Annotated in this window: 21 protein-coding genes; 10 read left to right on the forward strand and 11 right to left on the reverse strand. The window is 66.0% G+C overall.

The window, feature by feature from the left end; translation table 11 throughout:
- The first annotated feature begins 41 nt into the window (after nt 1–41).
- The 5 genes from KF724_08570 to fabF all read left to right on the forward strand — a co-directional run bounded on the left by KF724_08570 (nt 42) and on the right by fabF (nt 4,370).
- Nucleotides 42–1,043 carry an ACP S-malonyltransferase gene (locus tag KF724_08570; protein MBX3355738.1) on the forward strand — a complete coding sequence of 334 codons (1,002 nt, stop codon included), beginning with the start codon at nt 42–44 and terminating at the stop codon, nt 1,041–1,043.
- Nucleotides 997–1,851 (forward strand): hypothetical protein, encoded by an 855-nt coding sequence (locus tag KF724_08575; protein MBX3355739.1) that lies wholly within the window; start codon nt 997–999, stop codon nt 1,849–1,851. Before KF724_08570 ends, KF724_08575 begins: the two co-directional genes overlap by 47 nt.
- Nucleotides 1,852–1,909: 58 nt before the next feature.
- Complete coding sequence (fabG, locus tag KF724_08580; GenBank protein MBX3355740.1) at nt 1,910–2,653, forward strand: 3-oxoacyl-[acyl-carrier-protein] reductase; 744 nt, start codon at nt 1,910–1,912, stop codon at nt 2,651–2,653.
- Between the two features lie 58 nt (nt 2,654–2,711).
- Nucleotides 2,712–2,996, forward strand: a complete 285-nt coding sequence (acpP, locus tag KF724_08585; protein MBX3355741.1) for an acyl carrier protein — start codon at nt 2,712–2,714, stop codon at nt 2,994–2,996.
- A 126-nt stretch (nt 2,997–3,122) separates the two neighbouring features.
- Nucleotides 3,123–4,370 (forward strand): beta-ketoacyl-ACP synthase II, encoded by a 1,248-nt coding sequence (fabF, locus tag KF724_08590; GenBank protein MBX3355742.1) that lies wholly within the window; start codon nt 3,123–3,125, stop codon nt 4,368–4,370.
- On the opposite strand, the gene KF724_08595 is transcribed toward fabF, so the two are convergent.
- From KF724_08595 to KF724_08605, 3 genes are all read right to left on the reverse strand, one after another.
- Complete coding sequence (locus KF724_08595; protein ID MBX3355743.1) at nt 4,360–4,647, reverse strand: FliM/FliN family flagellar motor switch protein; 288 nt, start codon at nt 4,645–4,647, stop codon at nt 4,360–4,362. The genes fabF and KF724_08595 overlap by 11 nt on opposite strands.
- A 275-nt stretch (nt 4,648–4,922) precedes the next feature.
- Nucleotides 4,923–5,510: a TerB family tellurite resistance protein gene (locus tag KF724_08600; protein MBX3355744.1), complete on the reverse strand. Its 588-nt coding sequence runs from the start codon at nt 5,508–5,510 to the stop codon at nt 4,923–4,925.
- Nucleotides 5,511–5,558: 48 nt separating this feature from the next.
- Entirely contained in the window at nt 5,559–7,568 is a 2,010-nt protein-coding gene (locus KF724_08605; protein ID MBX3355745.1) for a glycoside hydrolase family 15 protein, read from the reverse strand.
- 232 nt (nt 7,569–7,800) lie between these two features.
- Here KF724_08605 and KF724_08610 point away from each other — a divergent pair, with 232 nt between their 5' ends.
- A complete protein-coding gene (locus KF724_08610) occupies nt 7,801–8,937 on the forward strand; it encodes a B12-binding domain-containing protein (protein MBX3355746.1) in 1,137 nt (378 codons plus the stop codon).
- A 77-nt stretch (nt 8,938–9,014) separates the two neighbouring features.
- Here the strand turns inward: KF724_08610 and KF724_08615 are convergent, their stop codons facing one another.
- Nucleotides 9,015–9,827, reverse strand: a complete 813-nt coding sequence (locus KF724_08615; GenBank protein ID MBX3355747.1) for a Bax inhibitor-1/YccA family protein — start codon at nt 9,825–9,827, stop codon at nt 9,015–9,017.
- Between the two features lie 276 nt (nt 9,828–10,103).
- On the opposite strand from KF724_08615, the gene KF724_08620 reads away from it, so the two are divergent.
- Nucleotides 10,104–11,495, forward strand: a complete 1,392-nt coding sequence (locus KF724_08620; GenBank protein MBX3355748.1) for a PhoH family protein — start codon at nt 10,104–10,106, stop codon at nt 11,493–11,495.
- Nucleotides 11,496–11,630: 135 nt separating this feature from the next.
- Here the strand turns inward: KF724_08620 and KF724_08625 are convergent, their stop codons facing one another.
- The 3 genes from KF724_08625 to KF724_08635 are packed head-to-tail and all read right to left on the reverse strand — an operon-like array spanning nt 11,631 to nt 13,783.
- Nucleotides 11,631–12,506: a Spy/CpxP family protein refolding chaperone gene (locus tag KF724_08625; GenBank protein ID MBX3355749.1), complete on the reverse strand. Its 876-nt coding sequence runs from the start codon at nt 12,504–12,506 to the stop codon at nt 11,631–11,633.
- Nucleotides 12,503–13,153 carry a hypothetical protein gene (locus KF724_08630; GenBank protein ID MBX3355750.1) on the reverse strand — a complete coding sequence of 217 codons (651 nt, stop codon included), beginning with the start codon at nt 13,151–13,153 and terminating at the stop codon, nt 12,503–12,505. Before KF724_08630 ends, KF724_08625 begins: the two co-directional genes overlap by 4 nt.
- A 33-nt stretch (nt 13,154–13,186) precedes the next feature.
- Nucleotides 13,187–13,783, reverse strand: a complete 597-nt coding sequence (locus tag KF724_08635) for a sigma-70 family RNA polymerase sigma factor (GenBank protein ID MBX3355751.1) — start codon at nt 13,781–13,783, stop codon at nt 13,187–13,189.
- A 96-nt stretch (nt 13,784–13,879) separates the two neighbouring features.
- Between KF724_08635 and KF724_08640 the strand changes: the two genes are divergently transcribed.
- Nucleotides 13,880–15,106, forward strand: a complete 1,227-nt coding sequence (locus KF724_08640; GenBank protein ID MBX3355752.1) for a Nif3-like dinuclear metal center hexameric protein — start codon at nt 13,880–13,882, stop codon at nt 15,104–15,106.
- 28 nt (nt 15,107–15,134) lie between these two features.
- Here the strand turns inward: KF724_08640 and KF724_08645 are convergent, their stop codons facing one another.
- From KF724_08645 to KF724_08655, 3 genes are read right to left on the reverse strand one after another with little or no spacing between them, the layout of a single operon-like run.
- A complete protein-coding gene (locus KF724_08645; protein ID MBX3355753.1) occupies nt 15,135–16,130 on the reverse strand; it encodes an ROK family protein in 996 nt (331 codons plus the stop codon).
- Nucleotides 16,127–19,318 (reverse strand): efflux RND transporter permease subunit, encoded by a 3,192-nt coding sequence (locus tag KF724_08650; protein MBX3355754.1) that lies wholly within the window; start codon nt 19,316–19,318, stop codon nt 16,127–16,129. The genes KF724_08645 and KF724_08650 overlap by 4 nt, the downstream gene beginning before the upstream one ends.
- Nucleotides 19,315–20,625, reverse strand: a complete 1,311-nt coding sequence (locus KF724_08655; protein ID MBX3355755.1) for an HlyD family efflux transporter periplasmic adaptor subunit — start codon at nt 20,623–20,625, stop codon at nt 19,315–19,317. The genes KF724_08650 and KF724_08655 overlap by 4 nt, the downstream gene beginning before the upstream one ends.
- Nucleotides 20,626–20,735: 110 nt before the next feature.
- Here KF724_08655 and gatC point away from each other — a divergent pair, with 110 nt between their 5' ends.
- Together gatC and gatA are read left to right on the forward strand one after the other, a co-directional pair.
- The gene (gene gatC / locus KF724_08660; protein MBX3355756.1) at nt 20,736–21,041 is read left to right on the forward strand and encodes an Asp-tRNA(Asn)/Glu-tRNA(Gln) amidotransferase subunit GatC; all 306 of its coding nucleotides are present in this window, start codon (nt 20,736–20,738) and stop codon (nt 21,039–21,041) included.
- Nucleotides 21,042–21,044: 3 nt separating this feature from the next.
- Nucleotides 21,045–22,523, forward strand: a complete 1,479-nt coding sequence (gene gatA, locus KF724_08665) for an Asp-tRNA(Asn)/Glu-tRNA(Gln) amidotransferase subunit GatA (GenBank protein MBX3355757.1) — start codon at nt 21,045–21,047, stop codon at nt 22,521–22,523.
- A 53-nt stretch (nt 22,524–22,576) separates the two neighbouring features.
- On the opposite strand, the gene KF724_08670 is transcribed toward gatA, so the two are convergent.
- Nucleotides 22,577–23,626 (reverse strand): hypothetical protein, encoded by a 1,050-nt coding sequence (locus tag KF724_08670; protein ID MBX3355758.1) that lies wholly within the window; start codon nt 23,624–23,626, stop codon nt 22,577–22,579.
- Nucleotides 23,627–24,094: the final 468 nt, after the last annotated feature.

Consider the following 24,094-nt stretch of genomic DNA (forward strand, 5'->3'; position numbering starts at 1 on the left):
GCCGGGCCTTTGCGGGCGCCCGACACCGAGGAGATCAGATCATGAGTTCGAAGCGCATCGTCGTGCTCTGTCCGGGACAGGGGGCTCAGACCGTCGGCATGGGACACTCCTGGCGTCAGGGGTCTCCGGCGGCCGCTCGCGTCTTCAACGAGGCCGATGCCATCGTCAGCGCGTTGCCGTCGTGGTCGGGCATGCGGAGCCTGAGCGCCTTCTGCGTAGAGGGGCCCGCTTCGGAACTCGACCGGACCGATGTCAGCCAGCCTGCGCTCTACACCTGCGGCATCGCCTGCTGGCATGCGATGCGCGAAGATGGCTTGAGCGAGCCTCTCGCAGCGGCCGCAGGGCTGAGCCTTGGTGAGTACACCGCCCTCGCGATCGCCGGCGCCATCACCTTCGAAGATGGCCTTCGACTGGTCGCTGAGCGCGGGCGCCTGATGCAGGCCGCCGCGGAGCGCAGTAACGGCGGCATGGTGGCGCTCATCGGCGCCGATGAGGCGCAGGCGAGCGAGGTCTGCGCGAAGGCCGCCGAAGGCGAAGTGCTCGTCAGCGCGAATTTCAATGCCCCCGGACAGGTGGTGCTCTCGGGTCATGCCACCGCGTGCGATCGCGCCGAGAAGGCGGCCTCGGACATGGGACTTCGTGCCAGCCGTCTCAAGGTGGCGGGAGCCTTCCACAGCCCGCTCATGGCCCCAGCGGCGGAGGGACTGGCCCGAGCCCTCAAAGATATCGAGGTCCGACGGCCCTCCTGCGATGTCTGGAGCAATGTCACCGGCCATCGACACGATCGGGACTCCCCCTCGTCCATCAAGGAACTCCTCGTCTCCCAGCTCGTCTCGCCGGTACGATGGAGTCAAGGGTGCACGGACCTGGTGGCCGCCATGGCGGCCGATGGCGGTGCGGCCTTCCATGAACTCGCCCCCGGCTCCGTGCTGAAGGGGCTCATGCGACGCATTGATCGGAGCACTGAGGTGATCACCCATGACCAGCATGACCAGCATGACCAGCACAGCCAAGCGAAGCGGACAGAGAGAGCCACGGCCTGACCTGGCTCTTCTGGTTGGCGCAGGCCTTGCCATCGGCGGCATCCTCTTCACGAGTGGGTGCAAGAAGAAGGAGGAGCCGCCACCTGTCGTTGTGCAGGACGAGGCGCCCCCGCCACCGCCTCCACAGCCAACGCCGACCGATCTCTTCGCGAAATACAACATCGATCCGCGCATCACCATTGCCCCGGATGAAATCCCGGTCGATGAGCAGGACCCTGAGCGCGGAACTCAGAAGCTCGTCGCCGTCCTGCAATTCTTCGACGCGATGGTCCGTGGATCGGATGACCGCCTCCGGCCGATGCTCGCCAGCGCCGACCAGCAGGTTCTGGCTCAGCTCGTCCAGTCAGGTCAGTTTCAGAGTGCCGCCGGCGCCGTCACGCGTGTGCTGCTCGGCTGCGGAACCTTCCAGCTCGGCTTCGAGACCTCTGATGCGGTCTTCGCCCTCATTCAGAGCGGCAGCCGCATCGAGCCCCAGCTCTGGACATTCACACTTGACGAGAACGGCAAGGCGACCTTCGACGCCGTGCCCGCTCCGCCGGACATTCTCATGCGTCTGACCGGCACCAAGGCAGCGCCGCGCATTCGGCAGTGGGCGCAGGTGCTGAAGGAGAAGATGGACGAGGCCCTGAAGCCCGACGAGGAGATCAAGTGGCCCACCATCAACTACTCGACCGGCGATGAAGAGGGAAGCGAGGGAGGCGACGCCCCTGCTGGCGGCGCTCCGCCCACGCGAGATCCCGACGCGCCCGGCAAGCGCCCGCCGCGCCCCGGCGTGCCCGCCCCGCGTCCGCCCTCTCCGGGCGGCTGATCGCCCGACCACTCGCCCATCGCACTGCGCACGCGCGCCCGACTGAGAAGAGGACGCTATCGACCATCGTGTAGCTATCGTGACCGGCGCAAGCCGGGGAATCGGACGAGCCATCGCTCTTCGCGCCGTGAAGGAGGGGCGCCGTGTGGTGGGCGTCGCCCGCACACTCGACGCGCTTGCCCCCGTGGCCGAAGAGGCGGCGAAGGGCTCCTCCGGCGGTGGCTCCTTTCACCCGAAGGCATGCGATGTCGGCGACGGGGATGCGCTGACTTCGCTCATCGAAGGCGTCGTCAGCGAGTTCGGACGGCTCGACATTCTGGTGAACAACGCGGGCATCACGCGCGATGGCTTGATCCTCCGCATGAGCGACGAAGACTGGGCCGATGTCCTTCGCGTCAATCTCACGAGCGCATTCGTGGCCTGCCGCGCAGCGACTCGGTCGATGATGCGCGGCAAGTTCGGGCGGATCGTGAACATCGGCAGCGTATCGGGCATCATGGGGAACGCCGGGCAGGCGAACTACGCCGCGTCGAAGGCGGGTCTCATCGGACTCACCAAGAGCATCGCCCGGGAGTTCGCCAGCAAGAATGTCACGGCGAATGTCATCGCCCCCGGGTTCATCGAGACGGACATGACCGGGGCGCTCGGCACGGCCATCCGAGATGCCGTCCTGCCGCAGATCCCAATGCGGCGCTTCGGGACCTCGCAGGAGATCGCCGCCACGGTCTCCTTCCTTTGCTCGGACGAGGCCGGATACATGACCGGCCAGGTTCTTGTCGTCGACGGCGGAATGGCCATGTGATCGCGTGCGGATGGTGGCGGCCCCGCCGGGCTCCCGCTATATTGCCGCCCTGTTTTCAATGAACCCATTGAGGAGGTCCCTCGTGACCGAAAAGGAAATCGAAGAGAAGGTCATTAACATCGTCGTGGAGCAGATGGGTGTGGACCGCAGCCAGGTCACGCGCGACACGAGCTTCACGAACGACCTCAACGCTGACAGTCTCGACACCGTCGAACTCGTCATGGAGTTCGAGGATCAGTTCGACACGCAGATCCCCGACACCGAGGCTGAGAAGATCCTCACGGTCGGACAAGCGATTGACTACATCGCCAAGCATTACAACGACAAGGACAGCAAGGCCTGAACCCGGGGGCCTAGGGGCGGAGCGCCACGGCCGTTCGCGGGCGGTTCCTGCCCCTGATTGCGCCTCCGATTCCCTGCCCTTTCAACCCCCGCTGCGCCGGCCGGCCTGACCTTCCCAATGAGGACCATTCAGCTTCGACGCGTTGTCGTCACCGGGCTCGGCGTGGTGACTGATATCGGCCACGATGTCCCATCGATGTGGGCGTCGATGATCGAGGGGCGCTCCGGGATCGGCCCCATCTCGTACTTCGAGCAAGGCGAGGAGTGGGGTGTCCGTTTCGCCGGCGAAGTTCGCGACTGGGATCCGACCAAGGTCATCGATGTGCGCGAGTCGAAGCGCATGGATCGCTTCTGCCTGCTGGGACTGGCGGCAGCCATCGAGGCGGCAGCCGATTGCGGCTACGACTTCAACGCCGGCGATCCCTATCGACGCGGCGTCGCCATCGGCTCGGGTGTCGGCGGCATCGAGACGATCGAGACACACCACCTGAAGCTGCTCCAGACGGGTCCGCGCAAGGTGAGTCCCTTCGTGGTTCCCCGGCTCATGGTCAACGCCTGTGCGGGCAATGTGAGCATCCGCTTCAATCTGCGCGGGGCGAACATCGCCACGGCGACGGCGTGCGCCACCGGATCTCACTCGATCGGGGCGGCGTATCACCTCATTCAGCGGGGCGATGCGGACCTCATGTTCGCCGGCGGTGCCGAGGGCGCGGTGACCCCTATCTGCGTCTCAGCTTTCAACGCCATGCGCGCCCTCTCGACGCGCAACGACGATCCGCAGCGAGCCTCGCGTCCGTTCGATCGCGATCGAGATGGCTTCGTGCTGGCGGAAGGCGCCGCGGTGCTGATCCTCGAGGACCTCGAGCACGCCAAGGCGCGCGGCGCGAAGATCTACGCGGAGCTCGTCGGCTTCGGAAGTTCTGGAGATGCCATCCACATCGCTGCCCCCGATGAACAGGGCATGGGTGCCGCGAAGGCGATGGAGTTCGCCATGCGCGACGCGCAAATCAACCCGGAGGAGGTCGGGTACATCAACGCCCACGGCACCAGTACGCCTCTTGGCGATGCTGCCGAGGTCGCGGCGATCAAGGGCGTCTTCGGCGCGCACGCGTCAAAGCTCTCCGTCTCGAGCACGAAGAGCGTGACGGGTCACACCCTGGGGGCCGCCGGCGGCATCGAAAGCGTCGCCACCATCCTCGCCATCCAGCGGGAAGTGCTGCCCCCGACCATCAATCTCGACAACCCCGATGAGGGTTTCAACCTCGACTTCGTTCCGAACCAGGCCAAGCCGAAGCGGGTCGACTACGGGATCAACAACTCATTCGGTTTCGGCGGCCACAACACCTCGATGGTCTTCGCCCGCTTCACGGGTTGAGTTCCGCCGCGGGTGGGCCGAGCGCCTCGACGCGCTCCTCGATCTGCGCCGTGCGGCGCACGCGAATGCCGAAGTTCTCGCCAACCTTCACCACTTCGCCGTGGCCGATGACGCGATTGCTGACGAGGATCTCCAGATCCTCGTCGGACCGCTTGGGCAACTCCACGATGGATCCGTGGGAGAGGCGCATCACTTCGGCCACCGACATGGGCCGACGACCGATCTGGACAATCACGGGCACTTCCAGCTTCAGGATGGCGTCGAGGTCCGCGGGCATGTCTCCTTCTATCGGCTTGAGGCAGGCTGGCCCGACAACCTGAGACTTGTGTTCGGCCACTCGCGTTCTACCCACACAGCTTCCAAACCGCCCCGGAGCCTTCATCCGAAGCGAGTGGGTGAGAGTGCCGCGGGCCAAACGCGCCACATGCCATTCGTGCCTCCCTGGAGCCTTCATCCGAGGCCGCACCGCGGGGTTCCATGCCGCAGAGTGCACGCGCTCCCGCGCATGCGTCTCGCGTCAGTTCGGACCTGCGATGGCCGATCGGAGCCGCTCTATTCGACCGACAGCGCCTTCTGAATCTCCTCGATGATGGCCTGCTCGGCGGCGCTCGTGTTGCCGAAGATCCCGAAGAAACCACCCGCCGCCTCGGCCACCCGGTTGGCGAACTTGAGGAGGTCTTCGCGGAAGGTATGGAGTTCCTCCGCCGACAGCGTCTTTCGAAGCTGCGAGGCGTAGAGCTTCCACACCGATCGAGCATTCTGCGTCGGACCGTTGCGGATCCAATCCCGCAGCCGGTCGAACGCCGGGCTGTCGCGGGGAACGCCTGCCTCGACGGCGATGCGCTCGACGGCCTCGGCCTCCTTGGGCTCGACCTTGCCGTCAGCCCACGCGATCTCCACCAGCGGGTAGAGCTTGAAGGCGGTCAGCAGCTCCTTCCTGTCGATGACTGTGACCAGGCGATCAAGCGCGGCTTCGTCGGTGACCCCGGTGGCCTTTCGGAGTTCCTCTTTCGTGTGCTTGGCGTCGAAGACCGTCTTGAGTTTGGCGACGAGCCGGGCGTCCTTGTCCCGGAAGTAGCCCTCCTCGAACCCGGTGCGTCGTTCCTCGAGGGCGTCATGATTGCTGAAGGGGCTTGACATGGTCGTCTCCGTAACGAGGTTCGTGGGCGGATAAGTCTATCCGCCGCGTCAGGCCTCGTGTTCGAGTTCGATCTCCACCGATCCACCCTGCGCCACGGAGAGGCGTCGGTGCTTCTCGAGGTACTTCATCACGGTGGTCATGTAGGTCGCGTGGCTCCAGGTGAGCGGACTCACGGAGATGGGCGTGCCGTGATAGGGATGATTCTGCTCCGGCAGGATTCCGCCCGCCGTCGCGCGATCGTTCGTCCACTCAAGATACGGCAGGGCTTCGCGCAGTTCATCGAGTGATCGCGCCTTCTGGATGAGCCAGAGCGCATACCAGAGGGTGCAGACGATCCATGGATTTCCGGGGACTTCTTCGGTGTTGTGATGCTCGACCCGGTGATAGGGGTCGGCCTCGTAGCGAGCGATGCCGCCGATCTCGGTGCGCACCCAGAGTCGGTCGCGCAACTGCCGCATGTGGCTCTCGACGCGCGGGTCATCGGGCGGGAGTGCTCCGAAGAGGAAGAGCGCCACCGCACTCGAATCGAGCGTGAAATCGAGGTGGTAGCCCCCGTCGTCGGTGGGCATCGCGGTGCGCGCAAAGCGTCCGCGCGAACCATCCCACATGTGGCGGATCATCGCGGTCCGCATGTGCTCAGCCCCTTCGCCGAAGGCCGCCGCACGATCGAGGGCTCCCATGTCGTGGGCGAAACGGCTGGCGGCCCGGAGCGCCCCGATGGTCGCCGCGACCGTGAAGAGGTGCACGCCGCGCCGCTCCTCCCACAGGTCCCAGCTCGGCTTCGGCAGGCCGTTGTGATCGCGATAGCTCATGATCCAGACGGCGGGGTCGACGACCAGCGGGTTGTAGAGCTCCTTGATGAACTCCACATCGCGGAAGACATCGAAGTGGCGCCGCAGCGCCCAGACCACGAGGCTCGTCTCATCCTGCTGGATGGGCAGGGTCTTGCGGCCATCGATCACCCACGGGTGCCAGCTCGAGGCGAAGGTGCCAGTGGGGTTGTACTTGTGCAGAAAGTAACCGTCGGGCTCGACGACCTTCCGGCAGAACTGAAAGAAGTTCCGACTCAGTTCGCTCTGGCCCGCCAGCACCAGCGCGTGTGCGACCAGCGCCCCGTCGCGCGGCCACATGTAGCTGTAGGTGTCTCCGGCGAAGTGCGTGATGTCGTAGTCATTGGCCGCGATGATGGCTCCACCGTTGTCGATCTGCGTTCGAACCACCAGCGACGATCGCACGAAGAGATCGCGCAGATGTGTCGGCAAGGGCGAGAAGTCGACGGGCTCCTTGCAGGCCCACAGCTTCCAGTACGCCTCGGTGCGGTCCATCATGCGCTGCGCCGTCTTGAAGCGCACCTTCGCGTTGAGCTGCTTCAGCACTTCGTAGTCGCGCGCCGCGGCGATCCAGTAGACGACCGTGCCCGTTCCACCCGGTGCCAGCGTCAGCGAGAAGCCGAGTGTGCTGTCCACCGACCCCTGGGCGATCGCGTTGCGCGACAGAAGACCGTCTTCGGCGTCGCGCCATGTTCCCTCCGCTTCGCCGATGCGCTTCTGGCCGGTGGCCCAGGTGTCGACGCCCCAGGTGCGCGTGCTGCATCCGTTGAAGAGAAAGTAGGTGTCGTCCTTGTAGTGGACCAGTCCGCCGGTATTGGGGTCGTAGTTGACCGTGTCGCCCACGGGGCTCTCGCCGACCGAGATGTCCTGATGGAAGAAGACTCGAACATCTCTCGGACGGCCGAAGAGATCGGTCACCGAGACCTTGCGGAAGTAGACGGGACTCCAGTAGTCGACTGCGTCGTGGCAGATCAGTTCCACGCCGAGTCGCTCGTTGCGAAGCCGCACCTCGGTGATGAGCGTGTCTCGCTTGTATCGGAGGTCCCGCTCCCAGCCGGGCGAATCGACCCAAGCGAAGTGACCGTCCACCCAGACTCCGAACCGTTGCAGGTGTCCGCAGGTGTGATTGGGCACACCGACATGGGGCCAGTAGAGGTCTCGAATGCGATAGAGGTCGTCGAAGGCGACGAGCATCTCTCCATTGCCGACGGGGATGTTGCGGGGCATGGTGGGGTGGCCGATCCTGGCCTGGGCGATGCGCGCTGGACAATTCGGAGGGTCCGGCTGGGGCGCGACCGTCGGGCCGAACGGTAACTCATCGGCAGGATCGGCGCGTCTCCCGAGCGTCGAGCGCAAGGACCGCATCGGTTACCGCAGCCCAGGACCGGGGTTTTCCAGCGCCTTGGGAGCCTCCTTACCCAACTTCGCCGAATCCATGGCATGATCGTGCGGCGAAATCATGCCTGTGTTGCCAGCCCATCGCGACGCCGCCGATGCCCTGCTGGCCGTCGCACGGACGGTCACCGACTGGGCGGTCGATGCCATGTTCGCCGAGGATCCCTCGCTTGAGGTTCGCTATGGCGCGCAGGCACGGAAGCTGTGGCTCTGCGATACCGACATGCGCGTGGCCCAACTCGCCCAGGCGGTTGCCATCGACTGCCCGGAGATCGTGGTGCACGCCGCGCGCTGGTCTCGGAAGGGCTTTGAAGCGCGCGGCGTTCCCGAGACCGACTTGATTCACAGCCTCGCGGCCTTGCGCGGCGCGATCGAAGGGGTGCTGCCAGCCGCGGCGGGCTCTCGCGCGGCAGCCGCACTGGCCAGCGCCGAAGAGGATCTGCGGCAGCACATGCAGGCACGCAAGCCATCTCGTTCAGGCGCATCCAACCCGGGCGACGAGGATGAGGACGCGGCCATGGCCGATGTCGATGAAGCGCGCGCTGATGATTCGCGCCGCTACCTGCTCGCCCTGCTCGAGCGCGAGCCCGAGGCGGCCACCGCCGGCGTTCTTGAACTGCGCCGAGAGGGTGTTCGACTGGATGACATCTACACCGAAGTCATCGGGCCCGCCCTGCGCGAAGTCGGTCGCATGTGGCATCGTTCGGAAGTCACCGTCGCCGATGAGCACTTCTCGACCTCGGCCTCCCGGCGCGTGATTGCGCGTCTTCGCGCTGACGCCCGCCCGCGACCGTGGAACGGCAAGCGCATCCTCGCGGCAAACCCGGCGGGCGATCTCCATGATTTCGGGCTCCAGATGGCGGCCGATCTCTTCGAACTCGATGGGTGGCGCGTGGAGTTTCTCGGCGCATCCACCCCGAACGACGCAATCATCTCAACGCTCGAGGGACCCGACCGCGCCGCATTTGACCTGCTCGTCCTCTGCTCACAGACCTTTTTGAGTCTTCGGGCATTGGCGGAGCTGATCGACGAAGTCCGCCGCAATCCCGTGACGGCGGAGGTGCCGATCATGGTCGGTGGCGCACCCTTCCGCGAGGTCTCGAATCTCTGGAAGTGCGTCGGCGCCGATGCCTGCGCCGACCTGGGCGATGATGCGCTCCAGAAGGCGCGGCAACTGGTCGGCATGACCGGCGGACGCTGACAGCGGAATCCCGCGCCACGCGAAAGCCCCCGCCCTCGCGGGCCATCACCATCCTGCGGAACGGCCCTCAGGTCACTTCAGCGGCGGTTTCCGAAGATCAGCGCGAGCCTGAAGGCGAGCTTCAGTGCCTCGAAGAAGATCCACACCATCGAGACGGTCAGGCCGAACGCGAGGTACCACTCGACGCTCGACGGCGCCCGCGAATCGACCGCCGCCTCGATCTGGCCGAAGTCCATGATGAGCGTCAGCGCCGCGATGATCAGGATCGCCGCGTTGAGGCCAAGCCCGATGTACGCCGCCGATCCACCCTGAAGCGCGGAGTTGATCGAGATGAACGGCATCGCGACGCCGAAGAGCGACAGCACGATGGTGATCAGGTAGACGACCGCAATGCCGGCAACGAGCGAGGTGATGATCGACTGGAACATCGCCGTGGGCCGGATGATGCGGGCGCGATAGAGCACCAGCATCGTGACCACCATGCCCGCCGTGACGACGAATGCCTGAAGCGCCAGGCTTCCACCAGCCATCTGAATGCCCTGCGACGCGAGAATGCCCTCGAGGCCACGGCTCAGGGCACCCAGAAACGCACCCTGTGTGATCGCGTAGATGAATGCCACCGGCGGCTTGATCGTGACCGCCCGCCGCATGGTGAAGAAGAGCACCAGCGCGGTGATCCCCGACACGGCCCACAGAATGGTGACCATGGCCGGATTGACGGCCAGGGAGTAGCCACCAGCACCAGCAACCACGGCGGCCAGCACGAGCGCGGTCGTCTTGTTGATGACTCCGCTGACGGTCGCCGTCTGCGGCGCCGGCTGCGCCTCCTGGAGCGCGCCGAAGAGGCTCTCGTTGGCGAGGATGGGGTTCGAGGACTGAAGGGCCGTCATGTCATGACCTCCGGTGAATGTTCGGAATCGGTGAACCGGCATTTTATCGTCTCAGTGAGCCTTGGTTCCTTCCTCTTCCGGTCGGGCCTTGCAACGGGCGCGTTGAACGCAAGACTCGAGTGATTCACACCCCGTGAACGGGGAATCGACGCCAGGGCAACCCACCTTGCCGATAGAGTGATCGAGAGGACTGGCGGAGCCGGTCCCGCACGCGGACAGAGGGGCTTCAACTTGAAGAGCACGCATCAGGACCCGTCCCGAACCCAGCCGCAACCCATCTCCAGCCAGTTTCAGGCGACCCGGAAGCACTTCGTGCTCGACACCAATGTGCTTCTCCACAACCCGAGTTCTATCTTCAAGTTCGAGGAGCATGAGGTCGTCATTCCGCTCCAGGTGATCGAGGAACTCGACTCCTTCAAGAAGAACAACGACGAAACGGGGCGGAACGCGCGATCGGTGATCCGCTCGCTCGACAAGCTTCGCTCGATCGGACGCCTCTTCGAAGGCGTGGTGTGGAACGAACAGGGTGGCTCCGTGCGGATCGATCGCTGCGACCGCAACACGCCCTTCGCGCTTGACCTCGATGTCGCAGACAACCGCATCCTCGGGGTCGCGCATCAGCTTCACGCCGAAGGCAAGCGGACCATCTTCATCTCGAAGGACATCAACGCCCGGGTGAAGTGCGACGCGCTCGGCATCGCCAGCGAGGACTTCGAGGCCGATCGCGTCGATGCCGACTGGCTCTACTCCGGGTACGCGACGATCACGGCGCCGGGCGATCTCATCGATGAGCTCTATGACGAGCGGCAGCTTCCGGTCGATCGGTTCGGCGATCTCGCGATCAAGACGCCCGATGGTCACGATCAGGCGGCGAGTGATCTCGTGCCGAACCAGTACCTGGTGCTGCGCGACGCCAACGACGAGGGCCATTCCGGGCTCGCGCGCGTGCTGGCCGACACCGGTCATGTCATTCCCGTGACGGGTCCGCGTAAGCCGGTCTACGGCGTGATGGCGCGGAATGTCCAGCAGACGATGGTGCTCGACCTCCTGCTCGATGACGAGGTCAAGCTCGTTTCATTGATCGGTCCCGCCGGCACGGGCAAGACGCTGCTCGCGATCGCCGCAGGCATGCAGAAGGTGTTCAGAGAAGAACGGTTCGACAAGCTGCTGGTGGCGCGGCCCATCATGCCGCTCGGGCGCGACATCGGCTACCTGCCCGGCGACAAGGATGAGAAGCTCTCCCTCTGGATGCAGCCGGTCTTCGACAATGTGGCCTACCTCCTCTCGACGCGCGGTGGCGGCGGTACGGATGCCGACAGTCGCACGGCGGAGCAGCGCATGGATCAGCTTGTCGCCGGCGGCAAGCTGGTCATGGAGCCACTGACCTACATCCGAGGTCGCAGCATTCCCCACCAGTTCATGATCGTGGATGAGGCGCAGAACCTCTCGCCGCATGAAGTGAAGACGATCGTGAGCCGCGTTGGCGAGGGCACCAAGATTGTGCTCGCCGGTGACATCGGGCAGATCGACAACCCCTACCTCGATGCCGCAAGCAACGGACTCTCCCATCTCATCGAGCGCATGAAGGGCCAGCGCATTGCGGGCCATGTGACGATGAGTCGGACGGAGCGCAGCGAGCTGGCGAGCCTCGCCGCCGAAGTGCTCTGACGGAAGTCGCGCGAGACTGTTCCCTGGCGGTGCGCCGTGAACGCGCGCCCGATGAAAACGAGCGTGGCGCCGGGACACGCTCCCTGGCGCCACGCTCGATCGGGTGTTCATTGAACCCGCGGGGCCCCCGTTGGATCAATCCACTGGCGGAGGCGCCGGTCGGCCGCCCCGCTCACCGCGCGGACCGCGCTCGGGCCGCGGATCACCATCGCGATCGCCACGAGGCCCGCGCTCGGGTCGGGAATCGTCGCCCTCGCCACGCGCGGGCCGAGGGCCACCCGGGGGCGTGAACCGTCGCATCTCATCGCGCAGCTGAACGCGCTGCTCCGGCGTGAGGATCGTTCGGAATCGCTCGAAGAGGTCGATCTGCGCCATGCGGCGCTCACGCTCGACACTGAGTTCCTTCTCAGCGAGCTCACGCAGCTTGGCTCCGCTCGCCTCCCCCGAGGTGAGCGCTTCGAACATGGCTCGACGGGCCTCGCGCGATCGCTCGTCGATCGACTGCATCTGGGCGATACGGTCGTCGTGAATCTGCTTGAGCTGCTGGCGCTGCGTCTCGTTCAGGTCGAGGCGTTCGGCGACGCGCTCAATGCCCATCAGGGGACCGCCGCCGCCGGGGCCCGCCATGAATCCTGCGCCGGAGCCGCCCGGACCGCCGGGACCGCGCACTCCGCCGGGCCCACCTGGACCCGCTGGACCGCCGGGACCATCGGGCCCGCGCCGACCGCGGCGCTCGCCATCATCACCATCCGCGCCGCGAGCCTGCGCCGCTCGACGCTCCATCCACGCGCGGACCGGGCGCTCGCCCTCGCCACGCCACGGCCCACCCTCACGCGGAGGGCGACCGTCGCCGCGAGCTCGCTCGCCGGGTGCCCGTGCGCCAGGATCAGCCGGCCCGCCGACGCCATCCTGGCTCGCATAAGCGACGCCAAACAGGACCGCAAGATTGAAGACCACCGAGACGGCGAGAAGTCGATCCCGCCGCTCACGACCACCATGCACTGCACTCATGATTCGCTCCTTGACTCACCCGACCCGAAGAACTCGAAGGCGTCGAGTTCCTCGAAGAGACCGAAGGTCACCAGCACCGCGGCGATGTCCATCGAATCGTCGGTGCTCACCGCGCGATTCGATTCCTGACCGACGGTGCCAGCCACCTGCATTGATTCATCTGCGTCGATGTTCCCCGTGACCGACCTGGCGACGAAGTCACCAGGCGCAACCGTCGCGCGGCCCGCGAGGAGCGGCGCGACTTGCCAGCCGACCACCGCCGCTGCGAGGGATGCTGCCGCCGCAATCGCGTTCCATGCGCTCCGCGACCGTCGGCCCGCAGCCGGGGACGATCGCGCGGCTGCGCTCACCGTGAACGGCAGCGACTCCGGCGCCATCAGCGCCTGCGCACGCCGCGCCACGCGCTCCACCAGCGCCCGCTCCTCGACGGACGCCGGGTGGAGCGCGTTGCTTCGATCATCTTCCAACTCCCATGCCGCGCCACCGGTGAGAATGGCGCCGCACATGGAGCACTCCGCCACATGAAGCGCCACCGCGCCGGCCCGCTCCTGTTCGAGCGTGCCATCACAGAAGGCCGCCAGTTCGATCGGATGGGGGCATCCGATTGGTGGCTGCGGGCTGTGCATTGACTTGGGGCGACTCCTCATGGGGACTCCGTTCTCAGGTATGCGTGCATGGGACTAAACATCCCCGGGTCCGGGATCACTCGCGGGATTCCGGGACTCCCCATCGACCCCCAGAAGCCTGCGCAGCCGGGAAACGGCCTTGTGATGGGCACTGCGAACCGTCTGTTCGGCAACCCCGAGGCGTCGGGCGACTTCCGGCACCGAGCACCCCTCCCGGTGCATCAGCTCGAGAACCCGGCGCTGCTGCTCGGAGAGCGCGTCAAGGGGCAGGCGCGACACTTCCTCGGTCGCATCGCGCTCAACCGTGTCCCGCGCTGCGGCGATCGAGTCCGCGCAGCCCTCCACTTCGCCGCCAGCCATCGGCAGACGCTTGCGGCGGAGCTTCTCGATGGCCACGCTTCGAGCAATGACGACGAGGTAGGAGGAGAGCCTCGCTCGCGCCGGATCGAAGGCTCTCAGGAGCCGCGCGTCGTCCCGCAGCAGGCGCACGAAGACTTCCTGGGCGAGGTCCTCGACCTCGTCCGCTCGACCTCTGCATGCGCGACGAATGACAGCCACCACCAGCGGAGCGGCGGCATGGACGAAGAGATCCCACGCGGCGCCATCTCCGGCCACGCAGGCGGCAAGATCGACCTCGTCGAGTGGTTCCAAGACGACTGCTTCGTTCCGTGGCCTGCGGACCCGAGACCGCAGACATGACGCTACCACGACCACGCGGGCGGCGCTCCGATCGGTACCATCGCGCCCATGCCGATCCGAAGGAAGCGAACCGTGGCACGGGGCGCTGGAACTGTCGCTTCGCTGCTTGAAGCCGTCCAACGCATCAGTCCCCTCCGTCTTGCGGCGGAGTGGGACAATGTGGGACTCCTCATTGGCGATCCTCGCTCCCCCGTGCGGAAGGTGGTCCTCACCATCGACCTGACCGAGGCCGTCATCGGCGATGCCGCGGCCACCAGAGGAAGTGAGACGGCCGTGATCGCCTATCACCCGCCCATCTTCGAGCCGCTTCGCCGAGTGGCCGGGCCTGATCCGCGCGGCGCCTTGATCCTGCGCGCCGCGCGATCGCTCGCCGCGGTGATCTCTCCACACACCGCCCTTGATGCCGTCGCCGATGGCGTCACCGACTGGCTCTCGCTGGGTGTCGGCGAAGGTGCGCTCCTGCCGATTGAAGCGGCGGAGTCCTTGCCATCGGGTGAGAGCCGCATGGTTGTGACCAAGGCGCCATCGGCCGCTGTCGATCGAATCCGCGATGCGATGAGCCTCGCGGGCGCCGGGCGAATCGGCGAGTACTCCCGCTGCGCGTTCGAAGTTCGCGGCACGGGCTCCTTTGAAGGCGATGCCACGAGCAACCCGCGCGTCGGGTCGCGCGGGCGCCTCGAGCGCGTCGAGGAGTCGAGGCTGGAGATGGTCTCATCGGCCGCGGCCTTGCCCGGTGTCATCGCCGCGCTGCGCGCAGCCCATCCCTACGAAGAGCCGCCCATCGAGATCTTCTCGCTGGCCGCACGACCTTCGTTGCGGGAGGGCCATGGTCGAGTGCTCGAGATGACCACCGCTCGCACGACCGACGAGATCGGCATGCGACTCGCTCGGCACCTGCGCGTGGCGCCCGCCGCCATCGAGGTGATTCGAGCCGATCGCCCGGGCGACCATCGACGCCTGAGACTTGGAACCCGATCGAAGTCCGCACGAGCGAACCGGCTCGAGCATCGGCGCGTGGGCCTCTGCCCGGGCTCCGGGGGATCGCTCGTTCCTCGCGCGATTGACTTGGGCTGCACGCTCTTCGTGACTGGCGAGATGAAGCACCATGAGCGCCTCGAAGCCGTCGCGCGGGGCTGCGATGTCATACTTGCCGGACACACGGAGACGGAGCGAGGCTTCCTGCCGCACTACCGAACGAGGTTGCAGCGCCTGGTTCCCGGGCTCGCGGTCTCCGTCGCCCCGCGCGATGCCCCGCCTGCGTCGCGCCTTCGTTGAGCGCTTGAAGAGCGCTGCATCGTGCGCCCTACGCCTTCGTCATCGCCGGATCGCGCGCGAGCATTGCGGCGCCGAGAATGCCCGCGTCATCCTCGAGCGTGCTTGCCACCATGTTCACCTGCCGGAGCGACTGGGGGAAGACATGCTCTTCGAAGGAGTCGCGCACGCGCGCGATCCAAGTCTTGCCAAGCGCTTCCGTCACGCCGCCCCCGAGGATCACCGTGGGAATCGAGAGCAAGGTGACGGCATTGGCAATCGCCACGCCAAGGAGATCGGCGGCGCCATCGACCACGCGGCGGACGAGCGCATCGCCCTTCGCATAGCACTCGGCGATCACGCTCGAACCGATCGCGCGATCAAGCGGTTCGCGCCCATTCTTCGACTGAATGAACTCGTGCAGCATGGAGTTCGGATAGAAGCCGAGCAAGGTCTCCATGGCGCGGACCATGGCCGTGCGCGAGCAATGCTCCTCGACACTGCGCCGCCCGGGCGAGTTGATCGGCAGCAGGATGGAGTTGCCGATCTCTCCCGCCGTCGAGAGCGGTCCGCGCCACAGCTTGCCGTTCAGCACAAGCCCGCCGCCGATGCCGGTGCCCACCCACACCGCGAGCATGTCGCCGCGCCCGCGGCCTGCGCCATGCACATGCTCGCCCCACGCCGCCACATTCACATCGTTGTCCACCACCACCGGCCGGGCGAGGCGCTTCGAGAGGATGTCCCGCAGAGGCACATTCTTCCACCCGAGATTGCCCGCATTCAGCATCACGCCCCGCGCCATGTCGATCGCACTCGGCGCCCCGACGCCGACGGCCGCGAGTTGACTGCGCGAAAGCCCCGCCTCGGAGGTTGCACGATCGATCGCTTCGACCAGCCGCGCAATCACCGACTCCTTGCCATCCACCGCCTTCGTCTTGCGCTTGCAGCGCCCGATGACCTTGCCCCGGTCATCGACGATGCCGACATTCATGTTCGTGCCGCCGAGATCGATCCCGGCCACGGGTCCCTTGCGAGCTCGCTCCGTCATGGTGGAGAAGATACGCCGAGCAGCCGCGCCGGAAGTTTCCTGATGTCATCGAAGATCATGAGAATCGCGGGAAGAAGCAGCAGCGTCAGGAAGGCGGAACTGATCAATCCGCCGCAGAGACTGATGGCCATCGGGATGAGGAACCGCGCCTGGAAGCTCGTCTCGAGGATGAGCGGCGAAAGACCGAGGACCGTTGTGGTCGTCGTCAGCAGAATCGGTCGCAGGCGCTTGCGTCCCGCCTGGATGAGCGCGTCCTGAAGGGAGAGCCCGTCGCGCCTCCCGGCGTTCGCGAAGTCGACGAGGATCAGCGAGTTGTTCACCACGACTCCCGCCAGCGCCACGAAACCGATGATGCTCAGGAAGGTGAGATCGAAGCCGAGGAAGAGGTGCCCCCACACCACCCCGATGATGCCGAAGGGAATGGCCATCATGACGGCGAACGGCTGCACATAGCTTGAGAAGAGCCACGCGAGGATGACATAGATCATCGCGAACGCCGCCATCGCCGCTGATGGCAGCGTCGAGAATGCTTCGTTCAGGTCCTTCTGGCGGCCACCATCCCGCACCCGCACCTCGGGGTGAGCGGCGAGGATCTCGGCGATCTGCGGCCGCAGTTCACGCATGATCTCCTCGGGGCTGACGCCGGTGATGCAATCCGCAGTCACGGTCACCGTGCGCTCGCGATCGATGCGACGAATGGCCGCAAATCCCGTGGCGCGACGCACCTCGGCAATTTCCTTCAGAGGCACGCGCTGACCCGTGGGGCTGATGAGCCAAAGGTCCTGCACCATCGCGGCGCGACGCCGACTGTTCTCATCAAGTCGGACGCGGACATCAATGTCCTCGCGCTCCGCCGAATAGACATGGGCGTCCAATCCGAAGAGTGAGCCGCGGAGTTGACGCGCGACCTCGGCGGGAGTGAACCCCAGCGCCGCCGCCGCGGGCCGAATGGAGACGCGCAGCTCGGGCTGCGAGGCGAAGCTGTCATCGGCGATGTCCTGAACGCCGGTGAACGCGGTGAGCCGCAGCTTGATGGCATCGGCGACAGCGCGCACCTCGCCGGAATCCTCGCTGCGCACCTCCAGCGTGATGTCGGCGCCGCCCGGCCCGCCGGAGATCTCCGTGAATCTGAATGACTCCGTCTCATCGACGCTGCCGAGGGCCGTGCGAATCGCGTCGATCACCTCGCTCGAGCGGCGCTCGCGCGACTCAACCGGTGTCAGCTCCAGAAAGATCTGTCCCACATGACTCGCCGCATCTTCGGCGAGAGAAGTCTCGAAGTTCGTGCGCACGCCGACCTGCGCGATGACCGCCTTCACTTCGGGCTGGCCCTGCGCTGCAATCTCCACGCGGCGAGCGAACGCGCGCGTCTGCTCGATGCTCGAGCCCATGGGGAGGCGGAAGTCGACCACCATGTTCTCCGAGTCGTCGGCGGGCAGGAAGGTGAAGGTCACTCGACCTCCCGCGACCATGGCGAGGCTGATCATCGAGAGCGCGATCGCCGCCGCGGTGGTGACATAGCGGTGGCGGACGCACTGTTCGACCAGCGTCCCGTAGAAGCCGATCAACCGCGGCCAACCGATCGACTCACGCCAGCGCGTCCAGCGACCGAGCAGACGATCGATTCGCGCCCCACGACCTTCCGCCATGTGTTGAAGGCCCGACGCCATGTGCCGCGGAAGCATGGTGGTTGCCTCAAGCACGCTCATGGCGAGCGCAATCGCCACGACCCACGGCAGGGCTCCCAGCATCTCCCCGATGCGGCCCTTCACCATCGCCAGCGGAAGGAAGGCGACGATGGTGGTCGAGACGCTGCCGACGATCGGCCAGAAGACTCGCCGCGTTCCATGTTCGGCGGCATCCTCGGGCGAGGCTCCTTCCCGATAGGTGCGCTCGATGTTCTCGCTCACCACGATGGCGTCATCGGCCAGCATGCCGAGCACCACCAACAGGCCGAACATGGTGAGCAGGTTGAGGGTCACATTCGCGAGCTGCATGCCCAGAAGCGTGCCGCCGACGGCCACGCCGATTCCGACCATGACCCAGAAGGCCGCGCGCCACTGGATGCCCAGCATGAGGCAGATGAAGACGAGCGCCGCACCCTGGAGCGCATTACGAGTGAGCAGCTCGAGGCGCCCCTCGATGATGCGAGCGAGTTCATTGTGCGTGGTCAGCTCTCCGGGCAGTGGCTCCTGCACGGCGCGGCCGGCCTCGTAGCCGATTCTTCGAGGGCTCCCGCGCGCCCAGTCGCCAAACCCGGCCGTGAGCGGCTCGCCTCGGCGACCAGCCACATAGCCGCGGACAAGTTCGGCGATGCGGATCGCGTCCTCGTTCCCGACCTTGAAGACGATGAGCCCCGCCGCAGGCCGCCCGTTGAAGCGATAGTCGTAGTCGATGTCGACAAAGTCCTCGCGCACGCGCGCGACATCGCCCACGCGGACCATGCTGCCGTCAGGGTCGGCCTTGAGGACGATCTGTTGAATCGTCGCCGCCCGCTCCTCGGCACCGATCGTGCGCACATTGAGATCGCCATCGGGCGTGCGAATGCGGCCGCCGGGAATCTTTCGCATCCACGCGTTCACCGCATCGGCTACGCGCGTGATGGGAATGCCATGCTGGATGAGCTTGCCTTGGTCGCAATCAATGCGGATTTCGTAGTCGCGCACGCCCGAGACGCGCACCTGCCCCATGCCCGGCAGCGCCCGAAGGTCATCAGCGATCCGACGCATGCCCCTCTTCAGGGCCTCTTCGCCCACTTCGCCCGAGAGCGCGAGCTGGATCACCGGTAGGTTCGGTTCGAACTCCGAGACGGTGATCCGGTCGGCCTCTTCAGGAAGATCCTGAAGCGCCGCGATGGCACTTCGGATGTCATCGACGCGCTTGCGCAGGTCGGCACCGTCGATGAACTTGATGACGACGCTGCCGCCGTTCTCGAAGACCGTCGTCTCGATGCGATCGACTTCCTCGATGTCCGCGAGGGCATCCTCGACCTTGCGCGCAATCGACTCCTCGACCTCTTCGGGCGTGGCCCCGGGATAGGGCATGGCGACGCGCGCCATGTCCGGTTCAAGCTCGGGGAAGAACTCGCGGCGAATGGTCAGCGCCGACCAGAGGCCGCCGATCACCAGCGTCGCGGTCATCAACCCGACGGGCACGGGGCGCCGCGCGAAGAAGCCAATGACATTCACGGCGCGGGCTCCGGGCGCCGACCCGCCGAGGGGGCGACCGCCTCGATGCGCCCTCCGTCGGGAAGCACCCGGGCGGCGTCGAGTACCACCACGCTTCCGGGAGGCGGTCCACTGCGAAGGGCGACCCACTCCCGATCGGAGACCTCGGCGCCGGGAAACGGTCCGCTGACGGGGAACGCTTCCTGGATGTCGACATGCTGCACGCGTCCATCGTTGACGATGAAGACTCGATCCGCACGAATCGCGCGACGGGGCACCACCGTGAGACGCTCGCGCTGCGAACTGGTCACGATGCCCTCGATGAACATGCCCGGCGCAATCGCATCAAAGGCGAAGGGATCCTGCACCCGCTCCGCCCACACGGTAAAGGTGCGGTTGCGCTGATCGTCCTCGGGGGCGATGCGCGAGACCTCGGCGCGCCACTTCATCTCCCGTCGATCGGTGCTCCGGAACTCAACCTCGTCGCCCACGCGCACCAAAGGCCTGACGCCTGCGGGAAGTTGCAGCGGCACCTCGATCCGCGTCGAGTCGATCACACGAGCGACAAGATCGCCCGCTCGAACCATCTCACCAGGCTTGAGGTCGAAACGCTGGATGATGCCGCCGACGGGACTTTCGATGCGACAGCGGTCGACATCAGTCACGGCTTGAAGTCGCAGCGCCTCTTGCGCTCCGCGCTGCGCCTCGAGAAGCCCGCGGCGAGCCGGGATTGCCGCGAGGCGCTCCCGAAGGATGACCGTCGATCGCTCCGCCGCGAGCACCGCCTGCCGGGCCCGATCGACTTCACGCTCCCGTGCGGCGCCTGCGTCGCTCGCCGACCGCACGCGATCGAGGTCCGCCTTCGCGAGTGCGGCGTCCTCTTCCGCGAGCGCGACCTGCTTGACCAGCGACGCCTCCTCGGTGGCCAATTGCAGGAGTTGGGCATCGAGCATGGCAATCTGCTGCGTCGCCGATTCGAGTTGCCTGAGCGCATCCTGCGGATCAAGTTCGACCAGCACCTGACCTGCGGAGACCGGCGCTCCCGCGAGGATCGAGTCGGGCACATGAAGCACCGTCGACGAGATTCGACTGGGCACATCGGCGCGGGTGAAGGCGGCAGCGACGCCAAAGCCCTGAAAGCTCGGCTGCACCTCGATCGCGTCGAGGTGAATCACCACCGCGCGCGGCACGATCGCGTCGAGCCCCTTCTGCTCAGGTCGGGAACGGGTCGCCACGAGCATCGCCGAGATGGCGCCGCCCACCAGCAGAACGCCCGCCGCCAGACCAAGGGCGGTGAGCTTCGACCGAGTGAGGAGCGGAGGCGCCATGGAAGGAATCATTCGCACGAACGGGGCGGATGGCTTCGATCATTCCGCGCCCACGCTCGGGAGGGTGTCGCAAGCCGGGCGACGCCCTTGTGAAGGCTACACTCGACGCCATGCAGCGTGAACCGCTCTCTGTCGAGGCCGTGGCCCATGTCGCCCGACTGGCCCGTTTGGAACTCTCCAAGGAACGCATCGACGCCTATCGCACGCAACTTGCCGGCGTCCTCGAACATGTGGCCAAGGTGAACGCCATCGCCGTCGATGGCGTCGAGCCGATGGCCTATCCCTTCGAAACCTCCAATCGCCTGGCCGAGGATGAGATCGCTCCGCCGATGCCGCTCGATGACCTTCTCATGAATGCACCCGCCACCGAGGGGCGCTTCCTTGCTGTTCCCAGGGTGCTCGCGGAGGGCGACTGACCCATGATCGACTTTGCGCCGCCCTCGGCCGATGCGCCGGATGCGACCAGCATCCGCGACGCGATTCGAAGTCGCTCAACCAGCGCCGAGGCGATCGTCGCAGCGCACCTGCGTCGCATCGAGAGCGCGAACCCCGTCCTGAATGCCTACCACGAGGTCTTCCGCGAGGAAGCGCTTGAGCGCGCACGACAGATCGACGAGCGCCTCGAGCATGGCGGCGACCCGGGCCTGCTGGCCGGCGTGCCGGTGGCGATCAAGGACAACATCGCCACGCGACTCGGCCGAACCACATGCAGTTCGAAGATGCTGGAGCACTATCGCTCGCCCTTCGATGCGACGGTCGTCGAGCGACTCCATGCCGCGGGCGCCATCGTGATCGGCAAGACGAATCTCGATGAGTTCGCGATGGGGTCATCCACCGAGCACTGCGCGTGGGGCCCGGTGCGGAATCCATGGGACCCCGAGCGAGTTCCGGGCGGTTCGAGTGGTGGCAGCGCCGCCGCCGTCACGGCGGACCTCGCGGCGATCGCCCTGGGTTCGGACACCGGTGGAAGCATCCGCCAGCCCGCGGCGCTCTGCGGGTGTGTGGGTGTGAAGCCCACATACGGACGAGTGAGCCGCTTCGGATTGGTCGCGTTCGGTTCGAGCCTCGACCAGATCGGGCCCTTCACACGCTCGGTGCGCGACGCCGCGCTCGTGCTGACGGCGATCACGGGCATCGATCCGCGCGACTCGACGAGCGCCGATCACCCCGCCGAGGACTTCACGCGCGGACTCGACGAACCACCGGCGAAGCTCCGCATCGGTCTTCCCAGCGCCTACATGAGTGACGCGAACGACCCCGAGGTGAATCGCGTCATCACCGACGCGATCGAGCGCTTCCGCAGCGCTGGCGCCGAGATCGTGCCGGTCGATCTGCCGCTCACCGACATCGGAGTCAGCACCTACTATGTGATCGCACCCGCCGAGGCGTGTTCGAATCTCGCTCGCTTTGACGGCATCCGCTACGGCCACCGGGCGGCGATGCGGCCGGGTGATGAGCTCATCGATCTCTACGCACGCTCACGCGCCGAGGGTTTCGGTGACGAGGTGCAGCGACGCATCATGCTGGGCACCTATGTGCTGAGTTCGGGCTACTACGACGCGTACTACAACCGGGCACTGCGCGTGCGGCGCCTCATCAAGCGGGAGTTCGACGAGGCGTTCGCCCGCTGCGATGTGATCATCGGTCCCACGAGTCCCACACCGGCCTTCCGGGTCGGCGAGCGCAGCGATCCACTGTCGATGTACCTTTGCGATGTCTACACCGTGAATGCGAACATCGCGGGGATCTGCGGCATGTCCATGCCCGCCGGGTTCGCCGAGCGCAACGGTCGCCCCCTGCCCGTCGGTCTCCAGCTCCAGGCACCCGCCTTCGAAGAGCATCGGATGCTGCGCGTGGCGCGACTCTTCGAGGTGCTGCGCGAAGCGGTGTCGGCCTAGGCGCGCCGTGAATGGCCGTGCCGCGCCAGCGCGACCGCGCGGGTGCAGGCACTCTAGACCTTCGACACTGTTGAAGAGTGCGCGCTGGCTCCGGCTTCGCAGACCGCGTCGAGATTCGCTAGGCGGCTTCGCTCAAGCCCGTCTCGCTTGCTCGTCATTCGCCGCGCGTCCTCACACACCGATCCCTGGCTCGGTCGCGGCGACTCGGGCATTCGTGAAGCGGCCGCCCACCGCGACCCTGTCCACTCTCCGAGGATGAGCGCCAGGTCACGCCCGCCGATGATGCCACCACTCGAGTTGATGCTCATGGCGTAGCTGAAAGGGTGCCCCGGCAGAGACGGCAGGGCGATCACCTCGTCCTTCGTCCAAACTGCCGCGACTGACCCAACCCACACGCCATTGTTGTACTTCTGTGATGCACCCACCGCCACGCCCGAATCATTCACGCCGCGGGCACGACACACCGTGTACGACACCGCTGGCTCAAGCACCTCGAACTCTCCATCCCGCCAGCGGAATCCGCGCAATGAGCTGTTGGAGTGATGACCATACTCGCCCACCACAAATCCGCTGTCGCTGATGTCCGTGGCGTAGCCGCCCGACAGCACGCCATCAGGAATCGGAATGACGATCGCCTCGCCGTTGGCCCACACGCAGGGCCAGGACATCGACATTCCTGCAATGATGCCCGAGTTGTTCACGGCATAGGGCTTGCTCATCCAACCACCATCAAGCGGCGGAATCGTCGCGACGGTCCCGTCGGGCTTCCAGATGCAGCCCATCTGAATCGTTCCATTCGGTCCTTGGAATGAGGTGCCGACGACCATGCCGAAGTCATTGACCGCCACCGAGTGCGCACCGTTCGGGCCCGCCCCAGGTGGCAACGGAAGCTCCTGAGGCACGCCACCCGGAGGGCAGTAAACAGGAAGCTGGGCCTCGGATGGGAAGCAGGCGTGCCGGTGTCCGCACCAACCTTCGACATTGTCCAGGCCCAAGGCTTGATACGACTCGGTGCCCCAGATTCCTCCGCAGTTCCATGGACTCCAAGTCTTCAACTCATAGGTGCATTGGGCACAGGCGGGACCGACGATGGATAGGGCCATCGTCAGAACTGGCACGACGGCCGTGGGCTGGCGAGCGGAAAGCCAGCGACTTGAACTGATCAAGTTCCTCACACCATTACTCCCTTCAACTCGCCGTGCATCAGTCAGATTCCCGAACTCAACTCACTCGGCCGTCGGCAGTCGAACGGCAGAGCTCCCGCCCGACCGCCGTCTGTGATGCTCATGAGCCTTCGAGCAGCCTCATGCCGCAGTCAATGCACTCTGCCCGGACCGGAAGCCAACTTCATGCCGCGACATGGCCCGGATCGCGGCTGGCACAACGCAGAGGAAAACCACATTCCGGCATCGGTCAACAAGAAAACCTCGACGCGTGAATGCAATGCGCGACGCCAACACGGTTCAGCTCAGAGCCATTGCTACGCGCATGTGATGACCTTGCGCTTCACTCCGACACGGAGTCTGCAGCTTCGTCACTCTCGTGAGCCCTCCATGGCCCCCTTGGCTCCT

Source organism: Phycisphaeraceae bacterium (assembly GCA_019636735.1).
In the GTDB taxonomy this organism is placed as follows: domain Bacteria; phylum Planctomycetota; class Phycisphaerae; order Phycisphaerales; family SM1A02; genus VGXK01.

Coding starts and splice junctions, on each gene's coding strand:
- KF724_08570 (MBX3355738.1), top strand. CDS start 42: ATGAGTTCGAAGCGCATCGTCGTGCTCTGTCCGGGACAGGGGGCTCAG.
- KF724_08575 (MBX3355739.1), top strand. CDS start 997: ATGACCAGCACAGCCAAGCGAAGCGGACAGAGAGAGCCACGGCCTGAC.
- acpP (MBX3355741.1), top strand. CDS start 2,712: ATGAACCCATTGAGGAGGTCCCTCGTGACCGAAAAGGAAATCGAAGAG.
- KF724_08595 (MBX3355743.1), bottom strand. CDS start 4,647: ATGCCCGCGGACCTCGACGCCATCCTGAAGCTGGAAGTGCCCGTGATT.
- KF724_08600 (MBX3355744.1), bottom strand. CDS start 5,510: ATGTCAAGCCCCTTCAGCAATCATGACGCCCTCGAGGAACGACGCACC.
- KF724_08605 (MBX3355745.1), bottom strand. CDS start 7,568: ATGCCCCGCAACATCCCCGTCGGCAATGGAGAGATGCTCGTCGCCTTC.
- KF724_08610 (MBX3355746.1), top strand. CDS start 7,801: ATGCCTGTGTTGCCAGCCCATCGCGACGCCGCCGATGCCCTGCTGGCC.
- KF724_08615 (MBX3355747.1), bottom strand. CDS start 9,827: ATGACGGCCCTTCAGTCCTCGAACCCCATCCTCGCCAACGAGAGCCTC.
- KF724_08625 (MBX3355749.1), bottom strand. CDS start 12,506: ATGAGTGCAGTGCATGGTGGTCGTGAGCGGCGGGATCGACTTCTCGCC.
- KF724_08630 (MBX3355750.1), bottom strand. CDS start 13,153: ATGAGGAGTCGCCCCAAGTCAATGCACAGCCCGCAGCCACCAATCGGA.
- KF724_08640 (MBX3355752.1), top strand. CDS start 13,880: ATGCCGATCCGAAGGAAGCGAACCGTGGCACGGGGCGCTGGAACTGTC.
- KF724_08645 (MBX3355753.1), bottom strand. CDS start 16,130: ATGACGGAGCGAGCTCGCAAGGGACCCGTGGCCGGGATCGATCTCGGC.
- KF724_08655 (MBX3355755.1), bottom strand. CDS start 20,625: ATGGCGCCTCCGCTCCTCACTCGGTCGAAGCTCACCGCCCTTGGTCTG.
- gatC (MBX3355756.1), top strand. CDS start 20,736: ATGCAGCGTGAACCGCTCTCTGTCGAGGCCGTGGCCCATGTCGCCCGA.
- gatA (MBX3355757.1), top strand. CDS start 21,045: ATGATCGACTTTGCGCCGCCCTCGGCCGATGCGCCGGATGCGACCAGC.
- KF724_08670 (MBX3355758.1), bottom strand. CDS start 23,626: ATGGCCCTATCCATCGTCGGTCCCGCCTGTGCCCAATGCACCTATGAG.